General features: G+C 66.8%; 18 protein-coding genes and 2 tRNA genes. 9 read left to right on the top strand and 11 right to left on the bottom strand.

Features of this window, described 5'->3' with window-relative positions; all coding sequences use genetic code 11:
* Positions 1-12: 12 nt before the first annotated feature.
* The gene (locus tag BGO47_RS01430; protein WP_292707687.1) at positions 13-1,224 is read right to left on the bottom strand and encodes an ABC transporter substrate-binding protein; all 1,212 of its coding nucleotides are present in this window, start codon (positions 1,222-1,224) and stop codon (positions 13-15) included.
* A gap of 273 nt (positions 1,225-1,497) precedes the next feature.
* Here BGO47_RS01430 and BGO47_RS01425 point away from each other — a divergent pair, with 273 nt between their 5' ends.
* The 3 genes from BGO47_RS01425 to BGO47_RS01415 all read left to right on the top strand — a co-directional run bounded on the left by BGO47_RS01425 (position 1,498) and on the right by BGO47_RS01415 (position 3,574).
* The gene (locus BGO47_RS01425; RefSeq protein WP_292707684.1) at positions 1,498-2,202 is read left to right on the top strand and encodes a GntR family transcriptional regulator; all 705 of its coding nucleotides are present in this window, start codon (positions 1,498-1,500) and stop codon (positions 2,200-2,202) included.
* A 213-nt stretch (positions 2,203-2,415) separates the two neighbouring features.
* Positions 2,416-3,201, top strand: coding sequence for an N-acyl homoserine lactonase family protein (locus BGO47_RS01420; RefSeq protein WP_292707680.1), 786 nt, complete (start codon positions 2,416-2,418; stop codon positions 3,199-3,201).
* A 4-nt stretch (positions 3,202-3,205) separates the two neighbouring features.
* Positions 3,206-3,574 (top strand): hypothetical protein, encoded by a 369-nt coding sequence (locus tag BGO47_RS01415; RefSeq protein ID WP_292707677.1) that lies wholly within the window; start codon positions 3,206-3,208, stop codon positions 3,572-3,574.
* 56 nt (positions 3,575-3,630) lie between these two features.
* On the opposite strand, the gene BGO47_RS01410 is transcribed toward BGO47_RS01415, so the two are convergent.
* The 4 genes from BGO47_RS01410 to BGO47_RS01395 are packed head-to-tail and all read right to left on the bottom strand — an operon-like array spanning position 3,631 to position 8,709.
* A complete protein-coding gene (locus BGO47_RS01410; RefSeq protein ID WP_292707674.1) occupies positions 3,631-4,440 on the bottom strand; it encodes an SDR family NAD(P)-dependent oxidoreductase in 810 nt (269 codons plus the stop codon).
* Entirely contained in the window at positions 4,437-6,680 is a 2,244-nt protein-coding gene (locus BGO47_RS01405) for a cytochrome P450 (protein ID WP_292707671.1), read from the bottom strand. Before BGO47_RS01405 ends, BGO47_RS01410 begins: the two co-directional genes overlap by 4 nt.
* Before the next feature lie 26 nt (positions 6,681-6,706).
* Entirely contained in the window at positions 6,707-7,897 is a 1,191-nt protein-coding gene (locus BGO47_RS01400; RefSeq protein ID WP_292707668.1) for a serine hydrolase domain-containing protein, read from the bottom strand.
* Positions 7,897-8,709 (bottom strand): SDR family oxidoreductase, encoded by an 813-nt coding sequence (locus BGO47_RS01395; protein WP_292707665.1) that lies wholly within the window; start codon positions 8,707-8,709, stop codon positions 7,897-7,899. Before BGO47_RS01395 ends, BGO47_RS01400 begins: the two co-directional genes overlap by 1 nt.
* A 164-nt stretch (positions 8,710-8,873) precedes the next feature.
* Here BGO47_RS01395 and BGO47_RS01390 point away from each other — a divergent pair, with 164 nt between their 5' ends.
* Positions 8,874-9,311, top strand: coding sequence for an HtaA domain-containing protein (locus BGO47_RS01390; protein WP_292707662.1), 438 nt, complete (start codon positions 8,874-8,876; stop codon positions 9,309-9,311).
* Between the two features lie 249 nt (positions 9,312-9,560).
* Here the strand turns inward: BGO47_RS01390 and BGO47_RS01385 are convergent.
* Positions 9,561-9,652: transfer RNA gene (locus BGO47_RS01385), tRNA-Ser, on the bottom strand.
* Positions 9,653-9,728: 76 nt separating this feature from the next.
* Complete coding sequence (locus tag BGO47_RS01380; RefSeq protein WP_292707660.1) at positions 9,729-11,015, bottom strand: LCP family protein; 1,287 nt, start codon at positions 11,013-11,015, stop codon at positions 9,729-9,731.
* Positions 11,016-11,314: 299 nt separating this feature from the next.
* On the opposite strand from BGO47_RS01380, the gene BGO47_RS01375 reads away from it, so the two are divergent.
* Positions 11,315-13,414: a DUF4012 domain-containing protein gene (locus tag BGO47_RS01375; protein WP_292707657.1), complete on the top strand. Its 2,100-nt coding sequence runs from the start codon at positions 11,315-11,317 to the stop codon at positions 13,412-13,414.
* Positions 13,415-13,612: 198 nt separating this feature from the next.
* On the opposite strand, the gene BGO47_RS01370 is transcribed toward BGO47_RS01375, so the two are convergent.
* The 3 genes from BGO47_RS01370 to serS all read right to left on the bottom strand — a co-directional run bounded on the left by BGO47_RS01370 (position 13,613) and on the right by serS (position 15,948).
* Positions 13,613-13,700, bottom strand: a tRNA-Ser gene (locus BGO47_RS01370).
* 77 nt (positions 13,701-13,777) lie between these two features.
* Positions 13,778-14,671: an HAD family hydrolase gene (locus tag BGO47_RS01365; RefSeq protein WP_292707654.1), complete on the bottom strand. Its 894-nt coding sequence runs from the start codon at positions 14,669-14,671 to the stop codon at positions 13,778-13,780.
* Positions 14,672-14,682: 11 nt separating this feature from the next.
* On the bottom strand, positions 14,683-15,948 hold the full coding sequence (gene serS, locus BGO47_RS01360; RefSeq protein ID WP_292707651.1) for a serine--tRNA ligase: 1,266 nt from the start codon (positions 15,946-15,948) through the stop codon (positions 14,683-14,685).
* A 62-nt stretch (positions 15,949-16,010) separates the two neighbouring features.
* Between serS and BGO47_RS01355 the strand changes: the two genes are divergently transcribed.
* From BGO47_RS01355 to BGO47_RS01340, 4 genes are all read left to right on the top strand, one after another.
* Complete coding sequence (locus tag BGO47_RS01355; RefSeq protein ID WP_292707648.1) at positions 16,011-17,093, top strand: diacylglycerol kinase family protein; 1,083 nt, start codon at positions 16,011-16,013, stop codon at positions 17,091-17,093.
* 77 nt (positions 17,094-17,170) lie between these two features.
* Positions 17,171-18,532 carry an HNH endonuclease signature motif containing protein gene (locus BGO47_RS01350; RefSeq protein WP_292707645.1) on the top strand — a complete coding sequence of 454 codons (1,362 nt, stop codon included), beginning with the start codon at positions 17,171-17,173 and terminating at the stop codon, positions 18,530-18,532.
* Positions 18,533-18,574: 42 nt separating this feature from the next.
* Positions 18,575-19,624 carry an LLM class flavin-dependent oxidoreductase gene (locus BGO47_RS01345; protein WP_292707642.1) on the top strand — a complete coding sequence of 350 codons (1,050 nt, stop codon included), beginning with the start codon at positions 18,575-18,577 and terminating at the stop codon, positions 19,622-19,624.
* A gap of 61 nt (positions 19,625-19,685) precedes the next feature.
* Positions 19,686-21,056, top strand: coding sequence for a deoxyribodipyrimidine photo-lyase (locus tag BGO47_RS01340; protein ID WP_292707640.1), 1,371 nt, complete (start codon positions 19,686-19,688; stop codon positions 21,054-21,056).
* Here BGO47_RS01340 and BGO47_RS01335 read toward each other — a convergent pair whose 3' ends face one another.
* The gene (locus BGO47_RS01335) at positions 21,057-21,464 is read right to left on the bottom strand and encodes a hypothetical protein (RefSeq protein ID WP_292707638.1); all 408 of its coding nucleotides are present in this window, start codon (positions 21,462-21,464) and stop codon (positions 21,057-21,059) included. It abuts the gene before it with no gap.
* Positions 21,465-21,484 lie beyond the last annotated feature (20 nt).

The following is a 21,484-nucleotide window of genomic DNA, read 5'->3' as shown; positions in this document are numbered from 1 at the left end:
GACGACGATGCGTCAGAATGTCAGCGACTCCGAAACGTCGACCCACTCCCCGAGCGGGATATACGCTCCGTCTTTGGCCTCGTAGACCTGGAAGAAGCTGCCCGCGACGCGCGGTGCGGCCGGGAACCAGCCGAACTTTTCAGCGAAGGTGGTCGGCGGGTAAAGGCCGGTGTCGATCACGGTAGCCGGGTCGGAGAGGACCGCGGTGATCGCCTCGGCCGTGATGGGCCCGTCGACGAGGTCTGCCGCCTCGGCGAACGTGAGGACGGCCGCGTAGGCGTTCAGGGCCGGGTCGTCGATGGTGATGTTCGGGTTCACCTTGTGCATCTCCTCGATGGCGGTGGTGATGGCCTCTCCCCCAGTCGATGGGAACGTATAGGTGGAGGGAACCTGGACGCCCTCTGCCGCCGCACCGAGGTCGGCGAGGATGGTCTCCGGGAAGGCGACCGTCGACAGCGGCATGTTGATGAACTCACCGTCGAGCTGCGAGATTGCGGTGATGATGGCAGCGGAGTCGGGTGCGCCACCGCCGTAGATGATGCAGTTGCTGACGTCGGCGACCTGCTGGGCGACCGTGGTGTAGTCCGTGGTGTTGGCCGGGTAGCCGACGAAGGTCAGCTCGACGCCGGCGGCCTCAGCAGCCGGAATGCCGTAAGCGTCCAGGTTTCCGCGCGACTGCGGGTTGTCGCTAGCGGTGAGCACGACGCTCTCGCAGCCCTGATCCTTCAGAAGCGGGAGTGCCGCGGCGAGCGGTGTGCCCGAGCTCATGATCGCGAAGGTCTGGTCGCTGGTGACGTCAAGCTCGCTGATGGCGGTGGGCAGGATGTACGGAATGCCGGCGGTCTCGAGGATCGGGACGATCGCGTCACCGAACAGCGAGAAGCTTCCGACGACCGCGGCCGCACCCTCGGACGCGGCCTTGTTGCCGCAGTTGGCGGCGCCGTCCGCAGTCATGTTGTCGTCGCACGACAGGAGCTCGATCTGCGAGCCGCCCGCGCCACCGTTCGCGTTGACGTACGCGACGGCCGCTTCCGCGGCTTCCTTCACCTGGCTGAGCGCGAACGGCGGCTGCGTGAACGAGCCGAAAACCATGATCTTGACCGAATCGCCGTTGCTGCCGCCGGCGTCGGCCGAGGAACCGCCGGTCTCGCTGCCGCATCCGGCCAGCGTGAGCGCGGCCGCAGCGGCGATGACGACTGCTGCTGATCTCTTGAATGTGATCACGAAAGAGCCTCCTTGCTTCGTGAATTGCGTGTCCTGAACCGTCGTCGATCCAGGGCAGGTTGAGCCTATGCGTAGCTGTCTGACACGTCAATGCCTGACAGCTAGCGGTCTGCTCACCCCCGGTGGGTCCGGGAAGACATGAGTTGGCCCTTGCGCACAGGAGCGGCCATGGCCAAGAATGCGGGGGTGACCGATGACCTGTCAGTCAGGTTGATCCCCCGTGTCGATGCGGTCGGATGGCGGTCCCACCCGAAGACAGGAGGAAGGTCCGACATGGTCGATACGCTCGGCGGACGACAGGTACAGCGGCACGCACCGATCCGCGAACAGGTTGCGGCGATCATCCGGGATGCCATCGTCGAGATGCGACTCGAGCCGGGCCATCTGCTCGTGGAGCGCCAGCTGTGCGAGATGACCGGCGCGAGCCGGCCCTCCGTGCGCGAGGCGCTGCGACAGCTGGAGGCCGAGAGCCTGGTCATCTCGGTCAACGGCCGCGGCACGTACGTCGCCGTCCCGGACCTGGCGATGGCCCGCGGAGTCTTCGAAGCGAGTACCGAGCTGGAAGGCGTGGCGGCTGAAGTCTTCGTCACACGTTCGACTGCGGATGAACGCGCGGCCATCCGCGCAGCGATCGACGCGTTCGCCGCGGCAGTCGCCGCGGACGAGGACGCCGTCGAGCTGTACGGGCTGATCAGCAGGTTCTTCGACATCCTGCTCGGGGGGACGCGCAACACCGTCCTCGCCCAGATGATCGGCCAACTACACAATCGGATAAGTTCACTCGTCATCCAGGGGCTGCGCGTTCCCGGGCGTCCGGCGCGGGCGCTTTCTGAACTGAGCGCGATCGTGCAATCCATCGAGTCGTACGATCCCGCAGCATCGCGCCGTGCCGCGGCATCGTACGCGCAGCAGGTCGCGCACGCGACCTTCACGCTGCTCGCTGCCGAACCCGCACCGCCGTCGCACGATCCGGCGTGAGCCGTGCATGTACACCGGGGAACGGCAGGCATCAATCATCCTTGAGTGTGCGGACGGGTGGGCGAATCGCCCTTCGGGTGTCGACAGTTTATCCTAGCTTTGGCATTCTCGCACTCATTATTCGCTCACATTCGCAATCCGCTTGCCATCATGTCGACACTTGATTAGCGTCAGAGACGAGATTTCAACGGAGAATCCAGAGAAGAGGACTCAGTGACTACTGCGAACCGGATGTGGGGGCTGGACGCGCCGAAGATGCGTATCGATGCCGCTCACCTGGTCTTCGGCGGCGAAGGCACCGTCGACATCCCCCTGCCCGCGCACGTCATCGAACACGAGCGGGGGCTCGTCCTGTTCGACACGGGTATGAATCCGATCGTCAACGAAGACCCGCGCTTGCTGTTCGGCGATCGCCCGGAGGCCGACTGGATCATCAGCTCCCCGGAGAAGCGGCTCGACACCCAGCTCGGGATGCTCGGCTACTCCACGTCCGACATCACACACGTCGTGCTCTCTCACACGCACTGCGACCACTCTGGCGGGCTGTACATGTTCCCGCAGGCCACGTTCTACATCGGCCAGGGCGAGTTCGACTGGGGCCGCGCACCCGATGAGAAGTCCGCCCACCTCTTCGCCCCGGACGACTTCCTGTCGGCGAACGTGCAGTCCTTCAATTGGACGACGGTCACCTCTGCCGGCCTCGACATCTTCGGCGACGGATCGATGCAGATCGTGCACCTCCCCGGTCACACCCCAGGCTCGCTCGGTCTACTCACCCGTCTGCCCTCGCAGAATGTGCTGCTCACCGGCGACGCGGCCCACGTTCGGGAGAACCTGGAATGGGAGAAGGCTGACCCCTCCGACTGGGACTACGGACAGGCTGAGGCAAGCATCCGCAAGATCCTGCAGGTCGCCGAGGACGAGGACGCACGGATCTGGATACCGCACGAGCCCAAGGATTGGGACGCCTTCGGCGGCGTGCGCGTCGAGGTCAGCTGAGCCGATGCGCCGTATGTTCGAGTACCGGTGCAGCGACTGCGGCTGGCAGGGCGATATGCTGCTCGCCGCCCCGGCGCCCGCGACCGCGGAGTGCCGCCGGTGCGGCGCTCCCGCGGCGCGGTCCTACGCCGTCCGCGGTCTGATGCGGTCTGGCGCGTCCCTCGCGGCGATCGCACCCGCCGCCGGCAGCACCGAGTGCCGCGACAACCCCGATGTGCCGGGACTCTGCCACATCGCCCCCGGCGCGCGCCGTGCCGCGATCGCCGCCCACCGGGGCGACGACACGACCCTCTCCGCGGAGCGTGCCGCGCAGAAGCGCCGCTTCGAACAGAACGGCCCGCCGAAGCTCAGCGACATCGTCCACACCCACTGAGGACGACATCGAAGGGGCGGCACCGATTCGGTGCCGCCCCTTCGGTGTTCCCGGGGTCAGGCCACCGGGTAGCGCTCGAACTGCGCGCGTGTCTGCGTGAACCGTTCCTCGATCTGCCCGATCCATTCCGGGTGGGTGAGGGCAAGGAAGGCATCCGCGCGGATCGCCTCCGTCACGACCTGCCCCGCCTCGCGCGGCGAGATCCAGCGCAGAGTTGCCGCATCCTCCGCTGATTCCAGGTCGACGTCGGCGAGACCGGATCCCGCGGCAGTCGGGCGGTTGCGTGTACTGGAACGGATGTCAGTGCGCACCGGACCGGGCGGCATGACTGTCACCTTGACCCGCGACCCCTCCTCCGCCAACTCCATCGCCAGCACCTCGGACAACCCGTGCACCGCAGACTTCGTCGCTGTATAGGCGCCCAGCCCCGGGAGGGGTAGGAAGGTGGCCATGGATGTCGTGTTGACGATGTGACCGCCGTCGGGATTGGCACGTAGGAGCGGCAGGAAAGCCAGCAGTCCGTGCACCACACCGAAGTAGTTGACGTCGGTGATCCAACGCCAGTCCTCGAGAGTCAGATCGACCATCCGGCCGGCAGGCCCCACACCCGCGTTGTTCACGAGGATGTCCACCCGACCAAACCTCTGCATCACCTCGGCCGCGAGGTCTGCCATGGCGACAGGATCCGCGACATTGGCGGCGAGGCCCACGGCACCGATCTCTGCCGCGGTGGTCTCCACCCGATCCCGGTCGAAGCCGGTGATGACGACCGTGGCGCCCTCGTCGATCAGCTGCTCGGCAATGCCCCGGCCAATCCCAGACGAGCCTCCCGTCACCACCGCGATGCGGCCCGCGATCTCGGTCATGCGTCGAGGACGAGCCGCGGGCAGTTGCCAGCTGCACGCGACACGCAGATCATCATCGTGCGGTTGGCCTTCTGCTCCGACGTGCTGAGGATCGAGTCGCGGTGATCGGCCTCCCCGGAGAGGATCGGGGTCTCGCACGTCCCGCACGTCCCTTCGCGGCAGGACGAGATCGCGGCGAGGCCGGCCTCTTCGGCCACCTCGAGGATCGTCTTGTCGGCGGGTATCCTCAGGGTCACGCCGGACAGCGCGAACTCCACCTCGAAGGACTCCTGCGGCGCATCGGCGTCGATGGGCTTCGGCGCGAACCGCTCGGTACGTAGCGATCCCTCCGGCCAGTGCGCGAGGGTCGTCTCGAGGGCTGCCAGCAAAGGCTCGGGACCGCAGGCGTACACGAGCGCGCCCTCACGCACCTCGGCGAAGATCTCCGCCAGGGGCGGGTGGCCGACCTCGTCTTGCGGGTACAGGCGCACCCGATCGCCGTGGGCCGCCAGCTCGTCCAGGAACGCCATGGACGCGCGCGTTCGCCCGCCGAAGTGCAGCTCCCACTCGGCCCCTTGGGCCTCGGCCTGTCGGATCATCGGCAGGATCGGCGTGAGACCGACGCCACCGGCGACGAAGACGTACTTCGGGGCCGGTTCCAGCGCGAAGTTGTTGCGCGGCCAGCCGACGCGCACGGTGTCACCCACCGCGAGCCGATGGACGGCCAGCGACCCACCCCGACTCGCCGGCTCGCGGAGGACACCGAGTCGCCAGGTCTCAGGACCCGCCGGGTCGCCCGAAAGCGAGTACTGCCGCGTGAGCTTCTCGCCCGTGGCGGACACGAGCTGGACGTCAACGTGCGCACCGGCGGTCCACTGCGGCAACGCGTCGCCGTCTGGGTGTCCGAGCGTCACCGCGACGACACCGTCAGCCGCCGAGGTTACGTCGAGGACCGTCAGGTCCATCTCCCGAAGCACCCGGGTCGCGTGGTTCTCGATGTCGCCGAGGTCCCACGTGACCGGCAGGGACAGACGCACCGGGAGCAGCACCATCTTGAGGAAGTCCATCGGGATCTCCCCGGCGGGGCGCAGCGACGGGAGCCGTTCGAAGAGCACCTTGAGCCCGGTCGGCCCCTGGACCCGCGCGAGCGCCTGACCGATGCAGGTGTGACGGCCCCGGGTGAAGGCGAGATGGTCGCCGATGTTCTCGCGGTGGATGTCGAACTCGAACGGTCGCTCGATGAAGCCCGGCTCGGTGTTCGCGCTCGGGAGCGCGACCCAGAGCATGTCACCCTTGGCGATCTTCACGCCGGACAGCTCCATGTCGCGCATAGCCTGTCGGGAAGCGAACGGGGCGGAGGGGCGCAGCCGAATCGTCTCCTCGAACACGTTCGTCCACAGCGCCGGGTCCGCCTGCGCGTCGGCGAGCGCCTGCGGGTTCTTGTGCAGGTACACGATCGCGGCCGTCATCGCCTGTGAGGTGGAATCCGTGCCCGCCATCGCGAACTCGCAGATGTGCAGGGCGATCTGCGCGGGAGAGAGGACGTAATCGCCGGTGCGGGGGTCCTTCTGCGTGGCCATCTCGCTGATGAAGTCGTCGCCCGGGTTCTCGCGGCGCTCCTTCACGATGTCCTGGAGCTTCTGGTTGGCGAGAACGTAGCGTTCCCATACCCCGTCATACAGGTCGGTGGGGATGGGCTCCCGCGACGAGCCCAGCACGCGTGCCATGTCACTGCGCAGCTGACGCATCATGGCGTCATGCTCCCAGCCGAGACCGAGGTGGGCCAGCAGGGTCTGCGTGGTCAGCTCAAGGCAGTACATCTCCATGATGTTGCCGCCGCCGGCGTGCTCGATCTTGTCGATGATGCGGTGTGCACGGGCCTCGATTTCCGGCTGGATCGCCTCCATCCGAGCCTTGGTGAATCCCCGCTGCAGTACCGCGCGGTGACGGGTGTGGCCTTCTGGATCCATCCCGGTGACCAGCTGCGCCATGAGTCCCGGAGGGAGGATGTGGTGCCACTTCTCCGGCACCTCGATGTCAGCAGCGTTCGCCGCGCTGGAGAACTCCGTCCAGTCTCCGAGCACCGTGAGGATGTCCTCGCGACGCGTGACGATCCACGCACCGAGGTGGGGGTAGAAGAAGACGGGTGTATCGTCGCGGAACCGTGCGAAGTACCCAGCCGGGTCCGCGAAGTAGTCGTCGCTCATCGCATCGAACTCGGGGGCGATCGGCAGCTTGTCCTGAATGGCAATTGTGGTCATCATCGACTCCTGGATTCGGGCAGTGGTCAGATAGCCGCGGAGACGGCCATCGTGGAGATCTTCTGGAAGCGAGCGACGTTCTCGGTCTCCTCCATGACTCCGGCGGAGAGGAACACCAGCGTCAGGTCGCGCTCAGGGTCGACCCAGAACAGCGAGGACCCGGCACCGTAATTGCCGTGGGTGCGCGGCGACGTGAACGGGCCGAAGAAGTTCGGCGCTGTGCCGGTGCCGGACAGGGAGAAGCCCAGACCGAAATTGCCGGCGGGGATCTCCCAGCGACGCGCCTCGGCCATTGCGGCGTACATGTCGTTCGGCATGTCACCGGTCTGCAGCGACGTCGCCTGATCCATCACGGCCGTCGACACGATGCGCTCACCGTCCTCGGTCAGCCCCTTGCGGCGGACCATCTCGGCGAAGCGGAACACGTCGTTCGCTGTCGAGGTCGAACCGACCCAGGGAAGCTCGGCGTCCTCGGTGATGACGTCGTTGAGCTCCTCGATGTCGGAAGGGTCGAGGAATCCACCCTCAGGCAGGTACGCCTTCAGCGGAACCGCACGGGAGGCCAGCGCCACCGGCAGGCCGAACTGCGTCTCGGTCATGCCCACCGGGGTGAACACCAGGTCCTTCGCGAGCTGGTTGAACGACTCCGCGCCGTACGCCCGCCGCACCATCTCGCCGAGCAGCGCATGGTTGATGGCCGGGGAGTAGTTCAGGTTCGTCCCCGGCTCGAACAGCACGTCGACGTTGCCGAGCGCAGCGATGACATCCGCCAGCACGCCGGCCTCGGTGAGATCCAGGCCGGGATTGGGCGTCGGGGCCATGCCCGAGCGGTGGGTCAGTAGGTGCAGGACGTTGACGCGGTCCTTGCGCAGCATCCGGAACCGGTCCGTCCCGAAGAACTCGGGGATCAGGTCGACGACGCGTGTGGACAGCGCGAGCTTGCCCTCCGTGATCGCGCGCAGCGCCATCACGTTCGTGAAGGCCTTCGTCAGCGACAGCACTCGGTACACGTCGTCGGCGGCGAGCGCGCGCCCGGTAGCGCGCTCCGCGAAGCCGGTCACGTGGTCGAGAACCTTCTCCCCGCCGCGGGCGAGGATCACATGCACGCCGTCGTAGGCACGCCTTTCGATGTCCGACTCGATCTCGGCGACGAGCCGCTCGAGCGCGGCCCCGTCGATGTCGGTGCGCGTGACGACGTCTGTCTTGGAGGCGCCCATCAGCTCATCACCAGCCCACCGGAGGGCGAGAACGTCTGCCCCGTGTAGTACGAGCCCTCGTCACTCGCAAGGAACAGGACGGTCTGCGCGATCTCCTCCGGAGTGGCGGTGCGGCGGATCGGCTGCATGCCGATGAGGAAGTCGATGAACTCCGGGTCGCTCTGGCGGAACAACGGGGTATCGACCGCCCCGGGCGCCAGCGAGTTGACCGTGATGCCGAACGGGGCGAGCTCCGCCGCCGCCTCACGGGTGAGTCCGAGCACGGCGGCCTTGGATGCCGGGTAGTACGGAGGCATGACGACGCCGGTTACCGCGGCCGCCGACGAGAAGTTAACGATCGAGCCTTTGCCCCCGGCCTTCAGGAGCGGGACGGCGGCACGAATGGTGTGGAACATGCCGTAGAGGTTTATCCGCATCACGCGGTCGAAGTCCTCGTCGCTCGTGTTCTCGATGAACACCGGATTGTGCCGGCGGCCCTCCTTCATCGCGGTGAAGCTGAGTTCGTTCTCGGCATTCAACGTCTCCAGAGCTGCCCGGTTGGGGGCGTTCACGCCGGCCGCGTTGACGAGCACACGGAGTGAGCCGTGCGTCTCGCCGATCTCCGCGAATGCCGCTGTCACCGCTGCACTGTCGGCGATATCGAGGGGGACCGTCTTCGCACCGGGGATCTGCGCAAACTCGCGCTGCAGCGCCTCCCCGGAGATGTCCGCCCCGTAGACGATCGCTCCCTCATCGGCGAGCGCGCGAGCCGTGGCCAGCCCCATTCCCGACGCGGCACCCGTGACGAATGCGACGGAGTCCTTGAATCTCATTCCGTGATGCTCCTTTAAACACAGCCCTGACCAGGCGGCTCGGAGTGGAGCGAGATACCACGCCACCGTCGCCGTTTCTGCTAGCTTGCTGTCTGACAGCCTGCCTTGTCAAGATTGTGGTGGGCGCTTTCCCGAGGCGGATGAAAGTGAACACGGGCGCGATCATGAACGGACATCTCGAGTGGAGCATCAAGCTCAGCCTTCTCCTCTATGTCACCAGCGCACCGGGCGGGGGCATCCGGGCGGAGGGGATCACATCAGAGAACGGCTGCTTCTTTTTCCCCCTCTCGGAGGGAGGCGTCGGTGACGGCTCCTACGCCTTCGACGGATCGATCGCCCTGTTCGCCCACCACGGGGCCCCGATCACGACGTTCGCCTCGCTCCGGCTGCGCAGGGAAGCGTCGGGCAGCTGGGTGCTCGAGATGAGCCCAGACGACGGCCCTGCCGTTCCGGCGTTCTCGCTCGGGGCTGCGCGCGAGGTCGAACACGAGTTGGAGTTCACCGACGTCACCTTGACCCAGATCGGCAGCGAGATGTTCGGCGGGTACTACGTGCCCGGCGAGAAGTTCGACCCGATCCGGGTGCTCCTCCACCGAGGCTGACAACCGATCGTAGGCATCAGTCACAACGTCGATGCCGAACGTGCCCTCTGCCCGACCGCCAGCGACTCACCCCGCAAGCACAGCGGCGATCATGCGGTTGAAGATCAACGCACATCGCGCAACACACGGAACGGGCCGGCCTCGAGAGCTTCGGCGTCGATGGGGGTCACCCAGCGCGGTCGGAGCCTCGGAATCTCACCTCGACGCCTCCGGGCGAACCGCACGAAACGGACTCTCTTACTGGGCCTTTGGCGGAGACGGAGGGATTTGAACCCTCGGTCCCCGTAAGGGGACTCCACCTTAGCAGGGTGGTGCACTAGGCCTGACTATGCGACGTCTCCAGGCATCCGTGACCGAATCGGGCGGATGACCTCGTCAATACTAACCGCTGCGGTCCGCCGCGACGAATGGATGCCGTCAGCCGAGGTTTCCGACCGAGCAGGTGCTCTGTGCTGCGGTTGAGCCGGTGATCGAGTTCGGAAGAACCACGGCTTCCTGCGCAGGAGCATCGGTAGGCGCGGCTGTCGCACTCGGGTCGGTGGTGGCCTCGGGAGCCGGCTCCTCGGTCGGAGTCACATCGACGACACTTCCGTTCATACCCGCCTGGCCGGTGAGCTCGATCGGCGCGTTCGCCTCAAGAGCCGCCCAGAGCTGGTCGGCGGCGGCGTAGTTCGGAACGACCTTGTTCGGGTCGTCGGGGTCGCCGTTGACGGGGTACTGAACGAAGACGATGTCTGAGAAGGGAACGTCCTTGATCGCGAGCGCGATCTGCACGAGCGTCAGCGGGTTGGTCAGGCTCGAGCTCTTGGTGATGTTGTCGATGGCAACCGTCGCGAGCCGGTAGAGCGTCGTCGGGTCAGACAGCACGTTCTCGCTCACGAGCTTCTTCGCCAGGCTCGACATGTACTGCTGCTGGTTGCTGATCCGGCCGAGGTCCGAGCCGTCACCAACACCCTTGCGGGTGCGCAGGAAGGCGAGCGCCTGCGTTCCCGACACTGTGGAGATCCCGTCGGGAAGGTAGAGACCGGCGAGCGGATCGCTGATCCCGCCCTGGACGCAGACATCGACCCCGCCGATTGCATCGGTGATGTTGATGACGCCGCCCCACGTGACCTTCGCGGCGAACGGGATGCTCTGACCGCTCAACTGCGAGATGGTCTTGACGACGCAGGACAACCCGCCGCCCTCGGACCCGCCGCCCGCATAGAACGCGGAGTTCAGAGGCTGCTTGCTCATCGCCGAGGACGTCGAGCCATCACCGCGGTCACACGAGGGGATGGGGAGCATCAGGTCGCGCGGGAACGAGATGACGGTCACACGGCGCGGCGCATCCGAGATGTGCACGAGCATGTTGACGTCGTTCAGCTCACCCTCCGAGTCGGAACCAGAACACCGGTCGCCGAAGATCGCCGAGAACTCGGGCTCACACGCGTCGGTGCCAGCAACGAACAGGTTGACGCCACCCTCGATCGCACCGATGTCGGGCGGAACGACGACCTGATCTTCGAGTTCGACCGTGTTTTCGGTGACATAGCTGGCTGCCAGGTCGTAGACGGCATACGCGGCTACTCCGGTGCCCGAGACGAGCCCGACGGCAACGACGATCCCGAGCGCCTTCATGAAGACGGAGAACGGATGCGGCGACCTCAGCGCCCCATGACGGGCCACCGTCTGGCGGCCGCGCTGCGGTGCTGTCCTGCTCACAAAGTTCCTTCCCGACGACCCTCGCAACCCGCCTCGCTCACAGGGGTGCGACGCGTGGCTCGACTCCGGCTGCGCACGACCCCTGTCGGTCACACGTCGTTGACCTCGAAGACCTCGGGTGTTGGCATAGCCGAAGAACGGATGCCTTAAGAAGGGTAGGTTATGCCATGGCCGCTGGACATGCACTGTGCGGTCGCTGACCGCGACTCCACAGACGCATATGCGATGTTCAGCATCCGTTCGGGCTTTCACGGCCCGCGCTCGGTTTTTCGCAACACGCGACCGGTAACATCAGCGCCGTGACCACCGTTGACGGCGACCGGCAGGCCGATTCCGTCCCGGCAGGCGAGCCCTCCCCGAACGATCAGCCCGCCCTGAGCGCGGGCCATTCGTCAGATTCGCAGGCCATCACCCGGCGGACCCGGTCGAGTGCGCCATCCGTCGTCCCGAAACCGCCAACGACCCGGCGTGAGACACGGACACGGCGCTCCCCGGCGCGGCCGCTCGCCCGGCACGCCGCACCCGAGTCGGGAGCGTCACGCAGACGGCGCGGATGGCGGACGTTCTGGATCGCCCTGAGCCCCCTCGGCCTGATCCTGGTCGGCACCGTCATTCTGGGAGGCGTCTTCGCACTCCAGGTGCTCGAGGTGCGCGATGACCTCGAAACCGTCAAGTCACAGCTGGGCGGGCTTGCCGAGGCCGCTGTTTCGGGTAACACCGCCACCCTCGAGCAGGCCGGCGATGAGATCGTCGCTCGCACCCAGCGCGCGTCCGAGACCGCGAACGGTCCGCTCTGGGATCTGGCATCCACGCTCCCCCGCATCGGTAACAACGTTCTCGCGGTGCGCACGGTCGCCGAAGCCGTGAACACGATCGCGAGCGAATCGATCCCACCCGTCGTCAACATGGTGTCGGCTGCGAACGTCGACGAGCAGCGCGCCGAGGGCAGCCTCGGGATCAACCTGCAACCGTTCCTCGAGGCCGAGACGGTACTTCCGACGATCATTTCCTCGTTCGAGGATGCCTCGGCCATCGCGGCGAACATGGACCGCACCGACGTCTTGCCCGCCGTCTACGAGCCGATGGACGAGATGGTCGGGCTGCTCGACCAGGCGATCCCGCTCCTCAAGGTCGCGCAGGAGAACCTTCCCGCACTCCTGCAGGCCGCGGGGGCCAATGGACCGATGCTTTACCAGGTCATGATCCAGACCCCGGCTGAGATTCGTGCGACCGGCGGCGGCGTCGCCCACTGGCTGATTCTGAAGGTGGACAACGGGCAAGCCGAGCTCGTGGGTCAAGACAACGGCGTCGACCTGATGTACTCGCGGCTTCCCTCGCTCGGGTTCGACACCGTCAACGGTTCGCTGATCACGCTCCCCCGCGACGTCAAGTCTCTCTACCCCCGCGAGCTCGTGAACTGGTCATCGAACTTCACGATGACGCCTGAGTTCCCGCGCGCCGTTGAGCTCTTCCAGGCGACCCGCGAGTGGGAAGACCTGCCCGAGTTCGATGGTGCGATCTCCATCGACCCGATCGTGCTGGCCCACCTCATCGAGGCGACCGGACCCCTCACCCTCGATTCGGGCGAGCAGGTCACGGCCGAGAACACGGCGTCGCTGCTCATGAGCGAACCGTACGAACGGTTCGGCGCCGACAACGCAGCGATGGATGCCTACTTCAATGAGGTGACATCGAAAATGTTCAGCGCACTCACCAGCGGCAACTGGGAGTTCGGCGCCATGTGGGATCAGTTAGTGCGCAGCGCCGGCGAAGGCCGCGTCCAGATGTGGTTCGACGACCCCGGCCTCGAAGCTTTCGCGACCGAGTACGGCCTCGACGCGTCGCTGCGGGAAGACAACGCGGATGCCACCCAACTCGGCATCTACTTCAACGACTACTCGATCGGCAAGCTGAACTATCACCTGACCTACGACCAGCACGCCACCTGCAACGTCGACGAACGCACCATCACCGTGTCGATGAACCTCCACAACAGCATCACCAAAGACATCAAGAGCGAGTACACGCTGGGGCTTCGTAACGTGAATCGCGGTATCGATCCCCGCACGATGATGCTCGATGTCCTCTTCTTCGCACCGCCCGGTGGCGAGATCCTGTCGACCGATCCCAAGCGCGGCGACTACCAGGACTCGTACTTCCGTGACCGCTCGGGTGTCGACCACGGGAACGAAGGGCTGAGCCGCACCCTGCTGCTACCGATGGGCGAGTCCCGCACCGTGTCGTACACGGTGCAGTTACCCGAGGGCCCGCTCGGTCCGCTGCAGCTGCGTCACACGCCGGGCGCGAACGACACCCAGGTGACGGTTGACGCGAACTGCGCGAGCCTGTTCGCCAGCCCCGAAGGCTCGACGAACATCTCCCTGACGAAGATCGGCTGAACCCCTCCCGCCACCCGCGTCGCGCGCCTGGCAAAAGGGGGCGCGAATCGTCGGCATCCGAGGCAAAGACTGGCGCATATTGTCGCCATAGGCGCAGGATGCGACAAGACGAGCCCACTTCTCTGCCGGCGTCCTGTTCGAACCCGCAGCGCCTGGGAATCGGAAGAGGCGCCGCCCTTCGGGCGACGCCTCTTCCGATGGCGGAGGGTGTGGGATTCGAACCCACGGGACATTGCTGCCCACTGGTTTTCAAGACCAGGTCCATCGGCCGCTCGGACAACCCTCCCGATGACACCGCGCGCGGCATCGATCGAACGGCGTCCACTCTATCCGACCACTCCGGCGAGGTTCTCGCCGTGAGGGTCAGAGGGAGCGAAGGATCGCTGCCACACCACCCTCGTGAACGGATGACGTGATCTCGCCCGCAGCGTCGAGCACTTCCTGCGGACCCTGCGCCATCGCGATGGCACGACCGCCGTTTTCGAGCGCCCAGGCGAACATACCCACGTCGTTGCGGCCGTCACCGATCACGAGCACGTCGTGCGGGTCGAAGCCGAGCCAGTCGCGCACCCTCTCCAGCGCCGTCGACTTGTCGATACCCGGCGGGGCGATGTCGAGCCAGGCGGTCCAGCCGATCGCGTACGAGACTTCGTTCAGGCCCACCTGTGCGACGAGGTCGACGAAGTCTCCCTCGGCGTGATCGGGCGACACGACAACGACGCGGCAGACCGGCTCGCGCGTGAGTTCGTCGAACGCGACGCGGCGCGCGCCGAGCAGGTTCCAGTCGTCGAGTTCCTCGGTATAGAGGCGGCTGCCGTCTTCGAGTTCGACCATGTACTTCGCGTCGGGCAGGTGCTCGCGCAGCAGCGTGACGACCTCGGTCGCGTCGAAGGTCTCGGTGTGCGCCTGCTCGTAGCGCACCTCGTCACCCTCGATCTTCTTGAGGATGACGGTACCGTTCGAGCACACGACGTAGTCGGGTTCGATCTCCAGGACGCGCACGACTCCGCGCGTGCTCGCCCACGAGCGACCGGTCGCGAGCATGACCTCGTGCCCGGCGCGGCGAGCGTGCTCCACGGCCTCGACGACGCCGGGGCTGAGGGTTTCGTCCTCAAGCAGCACCGTGCCATCGATATCCAGGGCGATCAGCAGTCTCGGCGTGCTCCGCGGGTGGCGCTCGGTCTCTTCAGCGAGCTCCTCGACGATCGCGGCGGCATCCGTTTCGGGAACGGCCTCGACCTCACCGGTGTGCGGCACCGCGGCATCCGTCACGCGACCGGCTCCAGAATCTCCAGCCCGCCGAGGTACGGGCGCAGCACCTCGGGCACCGCAACGGACCCATCCTCGCGCTGGTGAGTCTCGAGCAGCGCGACGATCCAGCGCGTGGTCGCGAGCGTCCCGTTGAGCGTTGCGACGTGCTGGGTCTTGCCACCGTCGGGGCGGTGGCGGATGTCGAGCCGACGCGCCTGGAACGTCGTGCAGTTGCTCGTGCTGGTGAGCTCCCGGTACGCATCCTGGGTGGGGACCCACGCCTCGACGTCGTACTTGCGAGCGGCACTCGACCCGAGGTCACCGGCGGCCACGTCGATGACCCGGTACGCGAGGCCGAGGTCTTGCAGCATCCGCTCCTGCATCTCGACGAGGCGGAGGTGCTCGGCTTCGGCATCCTCGAGGCTCGTGTAGACGAACATCTCGAGCTTGTTGAACTGGTGGACCCGGATGATGCCGCGGGTGTCCTTGCCGTACGAACCCGCCTCGCGCCGGTAGCACGTCGACCAGCCGGCGTAGCGTTTGGGGCCCTTCGCGAAGTCGATGATCTCGTCCATGTGGTAGCCGGCGAGCGGAACTTCGCTGGTACCGACGAGGAAGAGGTCGTCCTCCTCGAGATGGTAGATCTCGTCGGCGTGCTCGCCGAGGAATCCGGTGCCGCGCATCACCTCGGGGCGGACGAGGGTCGGCGGGATGACGGGAATGAACCCCGCCTGCAGGGCGCGGTCGAGGGCGAGGTTCATGATCGCCAGCTCGAGGCGCGCACCGATCCCGGTGAGGAAGTAGAAGCGGCTGCCCGACACCTTCGTGCCGCGCTCCATGTCGATGGCGCCGAGGATCTCGCCGATCTCGAGGTGGTCGCGCGGGGTGAAGTCGAATCTGCGCGGCTCGCCATGCGTGCGGAGCGTCACGAAGTCGGCCTCGCCACCGGCCGGCACCCCCTCGATGACGATGTTCTCGATGCGCGACAGTGCTGCATCGGCAGCCTCTTCGGCGACAGTCACCCGCTGTTGGGCCTGCTTGACCTGCTCGCTCAGCTCCTTGGCTTCGGCCACCAGCGCAGCCTTCTCATCCTTCGGCGCCTGCGCGACCCGCTTGCCGTGGGCGTTCTGCGCGGCACGCAGCTCCTCAAAGGCCGTAATCGCGGCACGACGCTCGCGGTCTGCGTCGAGAGCGGCATCCACCGTCTCGGACGAGTGCCCGCGAGCTTCCTGCGAGCGCTTGACCAGCTCGGGATTTTCACGAAGCAGCACGGGATCGATCACCCGATAAGTCTGTCACAGCGCCCGGAACCGGCTCCTCCGGCTGGGAGGGTTATCGTGTGTGCATGACGCACGCTTCCGCATCCAACGAGGAAGCCGCGCCGACCAACGATCCCGGCACCGATTCGCCGGTGGATTCCGCCGGGCATGAGGCACAGCCGGGGGACGCCAAGCGGGCAGCTCTCGTCTATAACCCGATCAAGGTCGATCAGGATGCCATCCGCGCGTCTGTCGAGCGCGAGTCAGCCGCCGCGGGCTGGGGAAGCCCCCTGTTCTTCGAGACGACAGTCGATGATCTCGGCCAGCTCGCGACGAGAGAGGCGCTGGACGCCGGTGCGGATGCCGTGCTCGTCGCCGGCGGCGATGGCACCGTTCGGGCGGTGGCCGAGGCGCTCACCGGAACCGGCGTGCCGCTGACGATCGTCCCGTCGGGAACCGGCAACCTCCTCGCGCGCAACTTGCAACTACCGCTCTCGCCGCCCGACGCGATGGTGACGGCCACCTTCTCGGGCGATCACGAGACGATCGACGTCGGGATCGCCCAGATCCGACGCGCCGATGGGTCCAGCGAGGAGCACGCCTTCGTCGTGATGGGCGGCATGGGCATGGATGCGGCGATGATCGCCAACACGAACAGCGACCTCAAGAAGCGCCTCGGCTGGATCGCCTACGTCGACGGAGCAGCTCGCTCCCTGTGGAGCGCTAAGCCGTTCCGCATCCTGTACGAAGTCTCGGGACAGCGGATGCGCACCGCCCGCGTGCAGAGCGTGCTGTTCGCCAACTGCGGGTCGCTCCCCGCCGGCCTGTCGCTCATCCCCGAAGCGTCGGTCGCCGATGGACAGCTGGATGTCGCGGTCATCCAGCCCAAGGGCTTCTTCGGCTGGTTCTTCGTGTGGCGCAGGGTCGCATGGATCAACGGTTTCCTTCGCCGTCACTTCCATCGCAGCCGGGCATTCCTGAAGTTGCGGACTGCTGACAACGCCATCGTTTACTCCCGCGGGACGACAGTCGAGATCATGCCGGAAGCAGCCCAGCCCGTGCAGCTCGACGGTGACGAGTTCGGCGAGGCGGTGCGGATCGAATGCCGTATCGAGCAGCAGGGTCTCGTCATCGCGATCCCCGCCGGTCACGACATCAGTGGAGCGTGAGACCCGGGTTTCTGTCGCTGGTCGAGAACGGTCCGCGCGACTGATTCACTGTCGGAGGCCCCTGTCATCATTAGAACATGTCTTCGAATGTTGGGAACGGTGACCGGCCGATCGGACCGGTGATCGGATACACGGATGCCGACCTCGGCGCCCTGTGCCAGATCGTCGCCGACTTCGAAGACGTCGAGGTTCGGGCAGCTCGCGAAGAGGTAGCTCGGGTACGAGTCCTCGCTCGCGCCGGCCAACTGGCGCGGAAGCAGGCGATGAGCCAGGCGGCCAGGGTGCGCGCCCACGACATGGCGCTGCGGTCGATCGCGCTCGAGCTGGGTGCGGCGTCGCGCGTAAGCGACAGGTCGATGCAGCGCCAGATCAACGACGCAATCCAGCTCGTCGAGGACTACCCCACTCTGCTCGCGGCACGCGAGAGCGCTGCCATCACTCGTCAGCACGTCAGTCTCGTCGTCGAGGCCGGCACCCCACTTCCCGCCGACGTACGCTCGGAGTTCGACCGGCTGGCCACCGAACGATGCCTGACCGACTCGGCGAACCGGGTCCGCGCCGCTGTCATGATCCTCGCCGAGCGCATGCACCCTCGCACCCCGCAGGAGCGGCACCGGGAAGCGCGCGAGGGGCGCGCCGTGCGAATCAGGCCGTTGTCAGACGGAATGAGCGAGGTGTGCGCGCCCGTGCCGACGGTGATCGCTGTCGGCATCGACGACCGACTGACCCAGATGGGGCGCGCCGTCATCGATTCGCGACCGAGCGCGGATACCACCGAGGCCGGGCCCGACGTGCAGGGAAACGTCTTCACCGGCGATACCCGCACGATGGATCAGATCCGGGCCGACCTGTTCGCACAGCTGCTGCTCGCTGGTTCACCCATTGTCGACCCTGCCGCCGGGGACGGGCCGGGCCCGCTCGGCGCGATCCGCGCCAAGGTACAGGTCGTCGTTCCCGCGCTCGCCCTGGCCGGTACCGAAACCGCCGGACCCGCCGACCTCGTCGGACACTCCCCCATCGATCCTGAGACGGCGCGAGAGCTCGCCGCCGGCGCGACCTGGTGGGAGCGGCTGGTCACCCATCCGGTCAGCGGATCGGTGCTCGCGGCCGACGGGTATGCGAGGCCTGCGGCGCTCGACCGCTGGCTTCGAGCCCGGGACCGACACTGTCGGACACTCGGATGCCGCATCCCCGCCATCCGCTGCGAGGTCGACCACAACGACGAATACGCCAGGGGCGGCAAGACCGAGCACGGGAATCTCTGCCATTTCTGTCAACGACATCATTCGATGAAGCAGTTCACGGCCTGGCAGGTGCAGCAACTCGAGGGCGGTATTCTCCAGTTCACCTCGCCGGCCGGCCGGATCTACACAGACCATCCGCCGCCCGTCTCCGTGCACTTCACACCAGACGACCCCGGCGGACCAGCACCTTTCTGACGCATCGGAATGGGATCAAGCCGTCCGGCGTTGCATGGAACGATGTCTGCTGCACCGCTTGCCCTCTCCGTTCTCGACCTCGTCCCGGTCCGCACCGCGCAGACCAGCGCCCAGGCGGTCACCGCTTCCCTCGCCACTGCCGATGCAGCCGACCGGCTCGGGTACCGGCGCTACTGGTTCGCCGAGCACCACAACATGCCGGCCGTCGCCTCCACCACACCGCCGGTCCTGGTCGCGGCAGCAGCGGCGCGCACCTCCCGCATCCGCCTCGGCTCGGGAGGTGTCATGCTCCCGAACCATTCGCCGCTCGTCGTCGCTGAACAGTTCGCAGCGCTCGAAGCCATCGCCCCTGGCCGCATCGACCTCGGCATCGGCCGCGCACCCGGAAGCGACCCCGTCATCACGCAACTCCTGCGACAGTCCGGAACCACGAGCGACGTCGACCGCTTTCCCGACAACATCCGCGACATCCTCGCGCTGTCGTCGCCCGAAGGCGCGAGCCTCCGCTTCACCTCCGGTCAGGAGTACGCCGTCCGCGCGACCCCCGCGGCAACCGCCGCACCAGAAGTCTGGCTGCTCGGCTCCAGCGACTACTCGGCGCAGCTCGCGGCATCCATGGGCCTTCCCTACGTCTTCGCCAACCACTTCTCCGGAGACGGTCTCGAACGGGCCCTCGACCTGTACCGCTCGCAGTTCCGCCCGGCCAGCGAAGGCGAGATCCCCAGGACATTCCTCACGGCAAACGTCGTCGTCGCCGACACGGATGCCGAAGCCCGAGCTCTCGCTCTGCCGCAGCTTCGCATGATGGCGCGGCTTCGCGGAGGGCGGCCCCTGACAGCACTCGAAACCGTGGAACAGGCGTACGCCGCCGAGGCAGCCGACCGCCTGGCGGCGCCTCTGGAATCGTGGGCAGCAGAGCGCTGGTTCATCGGCACGCCGGACGCCGTGGCCGAGCGACTGCGGGAGTTCGCAACGCGGTGGCAGGTAGACGAGGTCATGATCTCGCCGGTCGCGGCCGCTCACGACAGCGACGCGATGGATGCCGCACCCTCCCGCCTTCGCACCCTCGAACTGCTCGCACCGGCGGCCTAGCAGTCCCACCGGATACTGTCGTATCGGCCCCACGGTCCTCACGCGCAGATAGCATCCCAGGGTGACCCCCAGCACGATCGTCTGGTTTCGAGACGACCTGCGAATCGCTGACAACCCCGCACTTCACGAAGCCGTGCAGCGGGGCGAGCCGATCGTCGCGGTCTTCGTTCTCGACGAGCACTCCCCCGGCATCCGTCCTCTCGGGGCGGCCAGCCGCTGGTGGCTCCACCACAGCCTGACATCCCTCTCGCGGGACTTGAACGACCTCGGTATCACTCTCATTCTGCGGCGCGGCGCTGCGGTCGACGTGATCCGCGCGCTCGTCATCGAGACTGGCGCCGACGCGCTCTACTGGAACCGGCGCTACGGCCTTGCCGAGCGCGACATCGACGCCCAGCTCACGTCTGAGTTGCGGGATGCCGGGCTCGATGTCCACTCGTTCGGCGCGAACCTGCTGTTCGAACCGTGGACAGTCCGCACTGGGTCGGGCACACCGTACGGTGTCTTCACCCCGTTCTGGAAGGCGTGCCTGGCCCTTCCCGAACCACGCGAGCCGCTTCCCGCCCCCACGGGGGCACGCGGCGCCCGGCCCGCCGTCGACAGCGACGACGTGACCGACTGGCAGCTCTTGCCCACCGACCCCGACTGGGCCATGGGCTTTCGCGAGACCTGGGAACCCGGCGAGGCCTCAGCTCATACCCGACTCGAGGCGTTCCTGACCGACGACCTGCCTGACTATGCGACAGAGCGCGACCGGCCCGACCGTGCAGTGACCTCGCGCCTGTCCCCGCACCTCCGGTGGGGAGAGATCAGCCCGCACGAGATCTGGCATCAGACACGGGCGCGCCACGCAGGGGGCCCTCACGCGAACGCGGCACAGAAGTTCCTCGCCGAAGTCGGTTGGCGCGAGTTCGCCTGGCACGTCCTCTTCCACTTCCCCGACCTTGCGACCAAGAACTGGCGCTCCGAGTTCGACGCGTTCCCCTGGCCGCGGCTGAACCCGGCCCGACTGGAGGCCTGGCAGCGCGGGCGCACCGGTGTCGCGCTCGTGGATGCCGGGATGCGCGAGCTCTGGCACACCGGAACGATGCACAACCGCGTCCGGATGGTGACGGCATCCTTCCTCACCAAGAACCTCATGATCGACTGGCGTAAGGGCGAGCAGTGGTTCTGGGACACCCTCGTGGATGCGGATGCCGCATCCAACCCGTTCGGCTGGCAGTGGGTGGCCGGCTCCGGCGCCGACGCCGCACCCTACTTCCGCATCTTCAACCCGGAGCTGCAGGCCGCCAAGTTCGATCCCGACGGAGCCTACGTGGGCCGGTGGGCTCCCGAGCACGCCGGTGAGGATGCGCCCGAGCCGATCGTCGACCTCAAGGCCACACGTGACGCGGCGCTGGCCGCCTACGAGACGGTCAAGAACGCGCGCTGACTAACCGGCCATGGTCGAGGCGCCGATGATGCGAAAGACGATCACCAACGCGCACACCAGGAGCACGGCAGAAACGGGCATCCAGATCGCACGTTCGATGCGACTCCGTGAGATTCCGTTCATCGCGGTCGCGATCGCAAACAGCCCCACGAGCACCCACAGCACAACGATGTTCCACGAGTCAGGCACCGGCCCCGCGAGAGCGGGGATTCCAAGGGACAGGAAGAACCACGCGACGAGTGCCCAGACCACCGCCGCTATGCCGCTGGCGATACGAAGCCGTGGCTCGAGCGTCGCCGATGCGCCACCGTAGGCCGCCTTGCCCCACGGCACCCCCACTGCGAGCGCTACCTGAAACCCGACGAGCACCAGCAGCAGGATGACCGCGACCCGCGCCGCGACACTCACCAGGATGTCCATCGCGGGCC

It is taken from the genome of Microbacterium sp. 67-17 (assembly GCF_001898325.1).
Lineage (GTDB): Bacteria > Actinomycetota > Actinomycetes > Actinomycetales > Microbacteriaceae > Microbacterium > Microbacterium schleiferi.
This window is presented reverse-complemented; position numbering and strand designations above follow the sequence as displayed.

Excerpts from the sequence above, each read along its gene's own strand:
- BGO47_RS01425 (WP_292707684.1), top strand. The coding sequence starts at position 1,498 with ATGGTCGATACGCTCGGCGGACGACAGGTACAGCGGCACGCACCGATC.
- BGO47_RS01415 (WP_292707677.1), top strand. The coding sequence starts at position 3,206 with ATGCGCCGTATGTTCGAGTACCGGTGCAGCGACTGCGGCTGGCAGGGC.
- BGO47_RS01410 (WP_292707674.1), bottom strand. The coding sequence starts at position 4,440 with ATGACCGAGATCGCGGGCCGCATCGCGGTGGTGACGGGAGGCTCGTCT.
- BGO47_RS01405 (WP_292707671.1), bottom strand. The coding sequence starts at position 6,680 with ATGACCACAATTGCCATTCAGGACAAGCTGCCGATCGCCCCCGAGTTC.
- BGO47_RS01400 (WP_292707668.1), bottom strand. The coding sequence starts at position 7,897 with ATGGGCGCCTCCAAGACAGACGTCGTCACGCGCACCGACATCGACGGG.
- BGO47_RS01395 (WP_292707665.1), bottom strand. The coding sequence starts at position 8,709 with ATGAGATTCAAGGACTCCGTCGCATTCGTCACGGGTGCCGCGTCGGGA.
- BGO47_RS01390 (WP_292707662.1), top strand. The coding sequence starts at position 8,874 with ATGAACGGACATCTCGAGTGGAGCATCAAGCTCAGCCTTCTCCTCTAT.
- BGO47_RS01355 (WP_292707648.1), top strand. The coding sequence starts at position 16,011 with ATGACGCACGCTTCCGCATCCAACGAGGAAGCCGCGCCGACCAACGAT.
- BGO47_RS01350 (WP_292707645.1), top strand. The coding sequence starts at position 17,171 with ATGTCTTCGAATGTTGGGAACGGTGACCGGCCGATCGGACCGGTGATC.
- BGO47_RS01345 (WP_292707642.1), top strand. The coding sequence starts at position 18,575 with ATGTCTGCTGCACCGCTTGCCCTCTCCGTTCTCGACCTCGTCCCGGTC.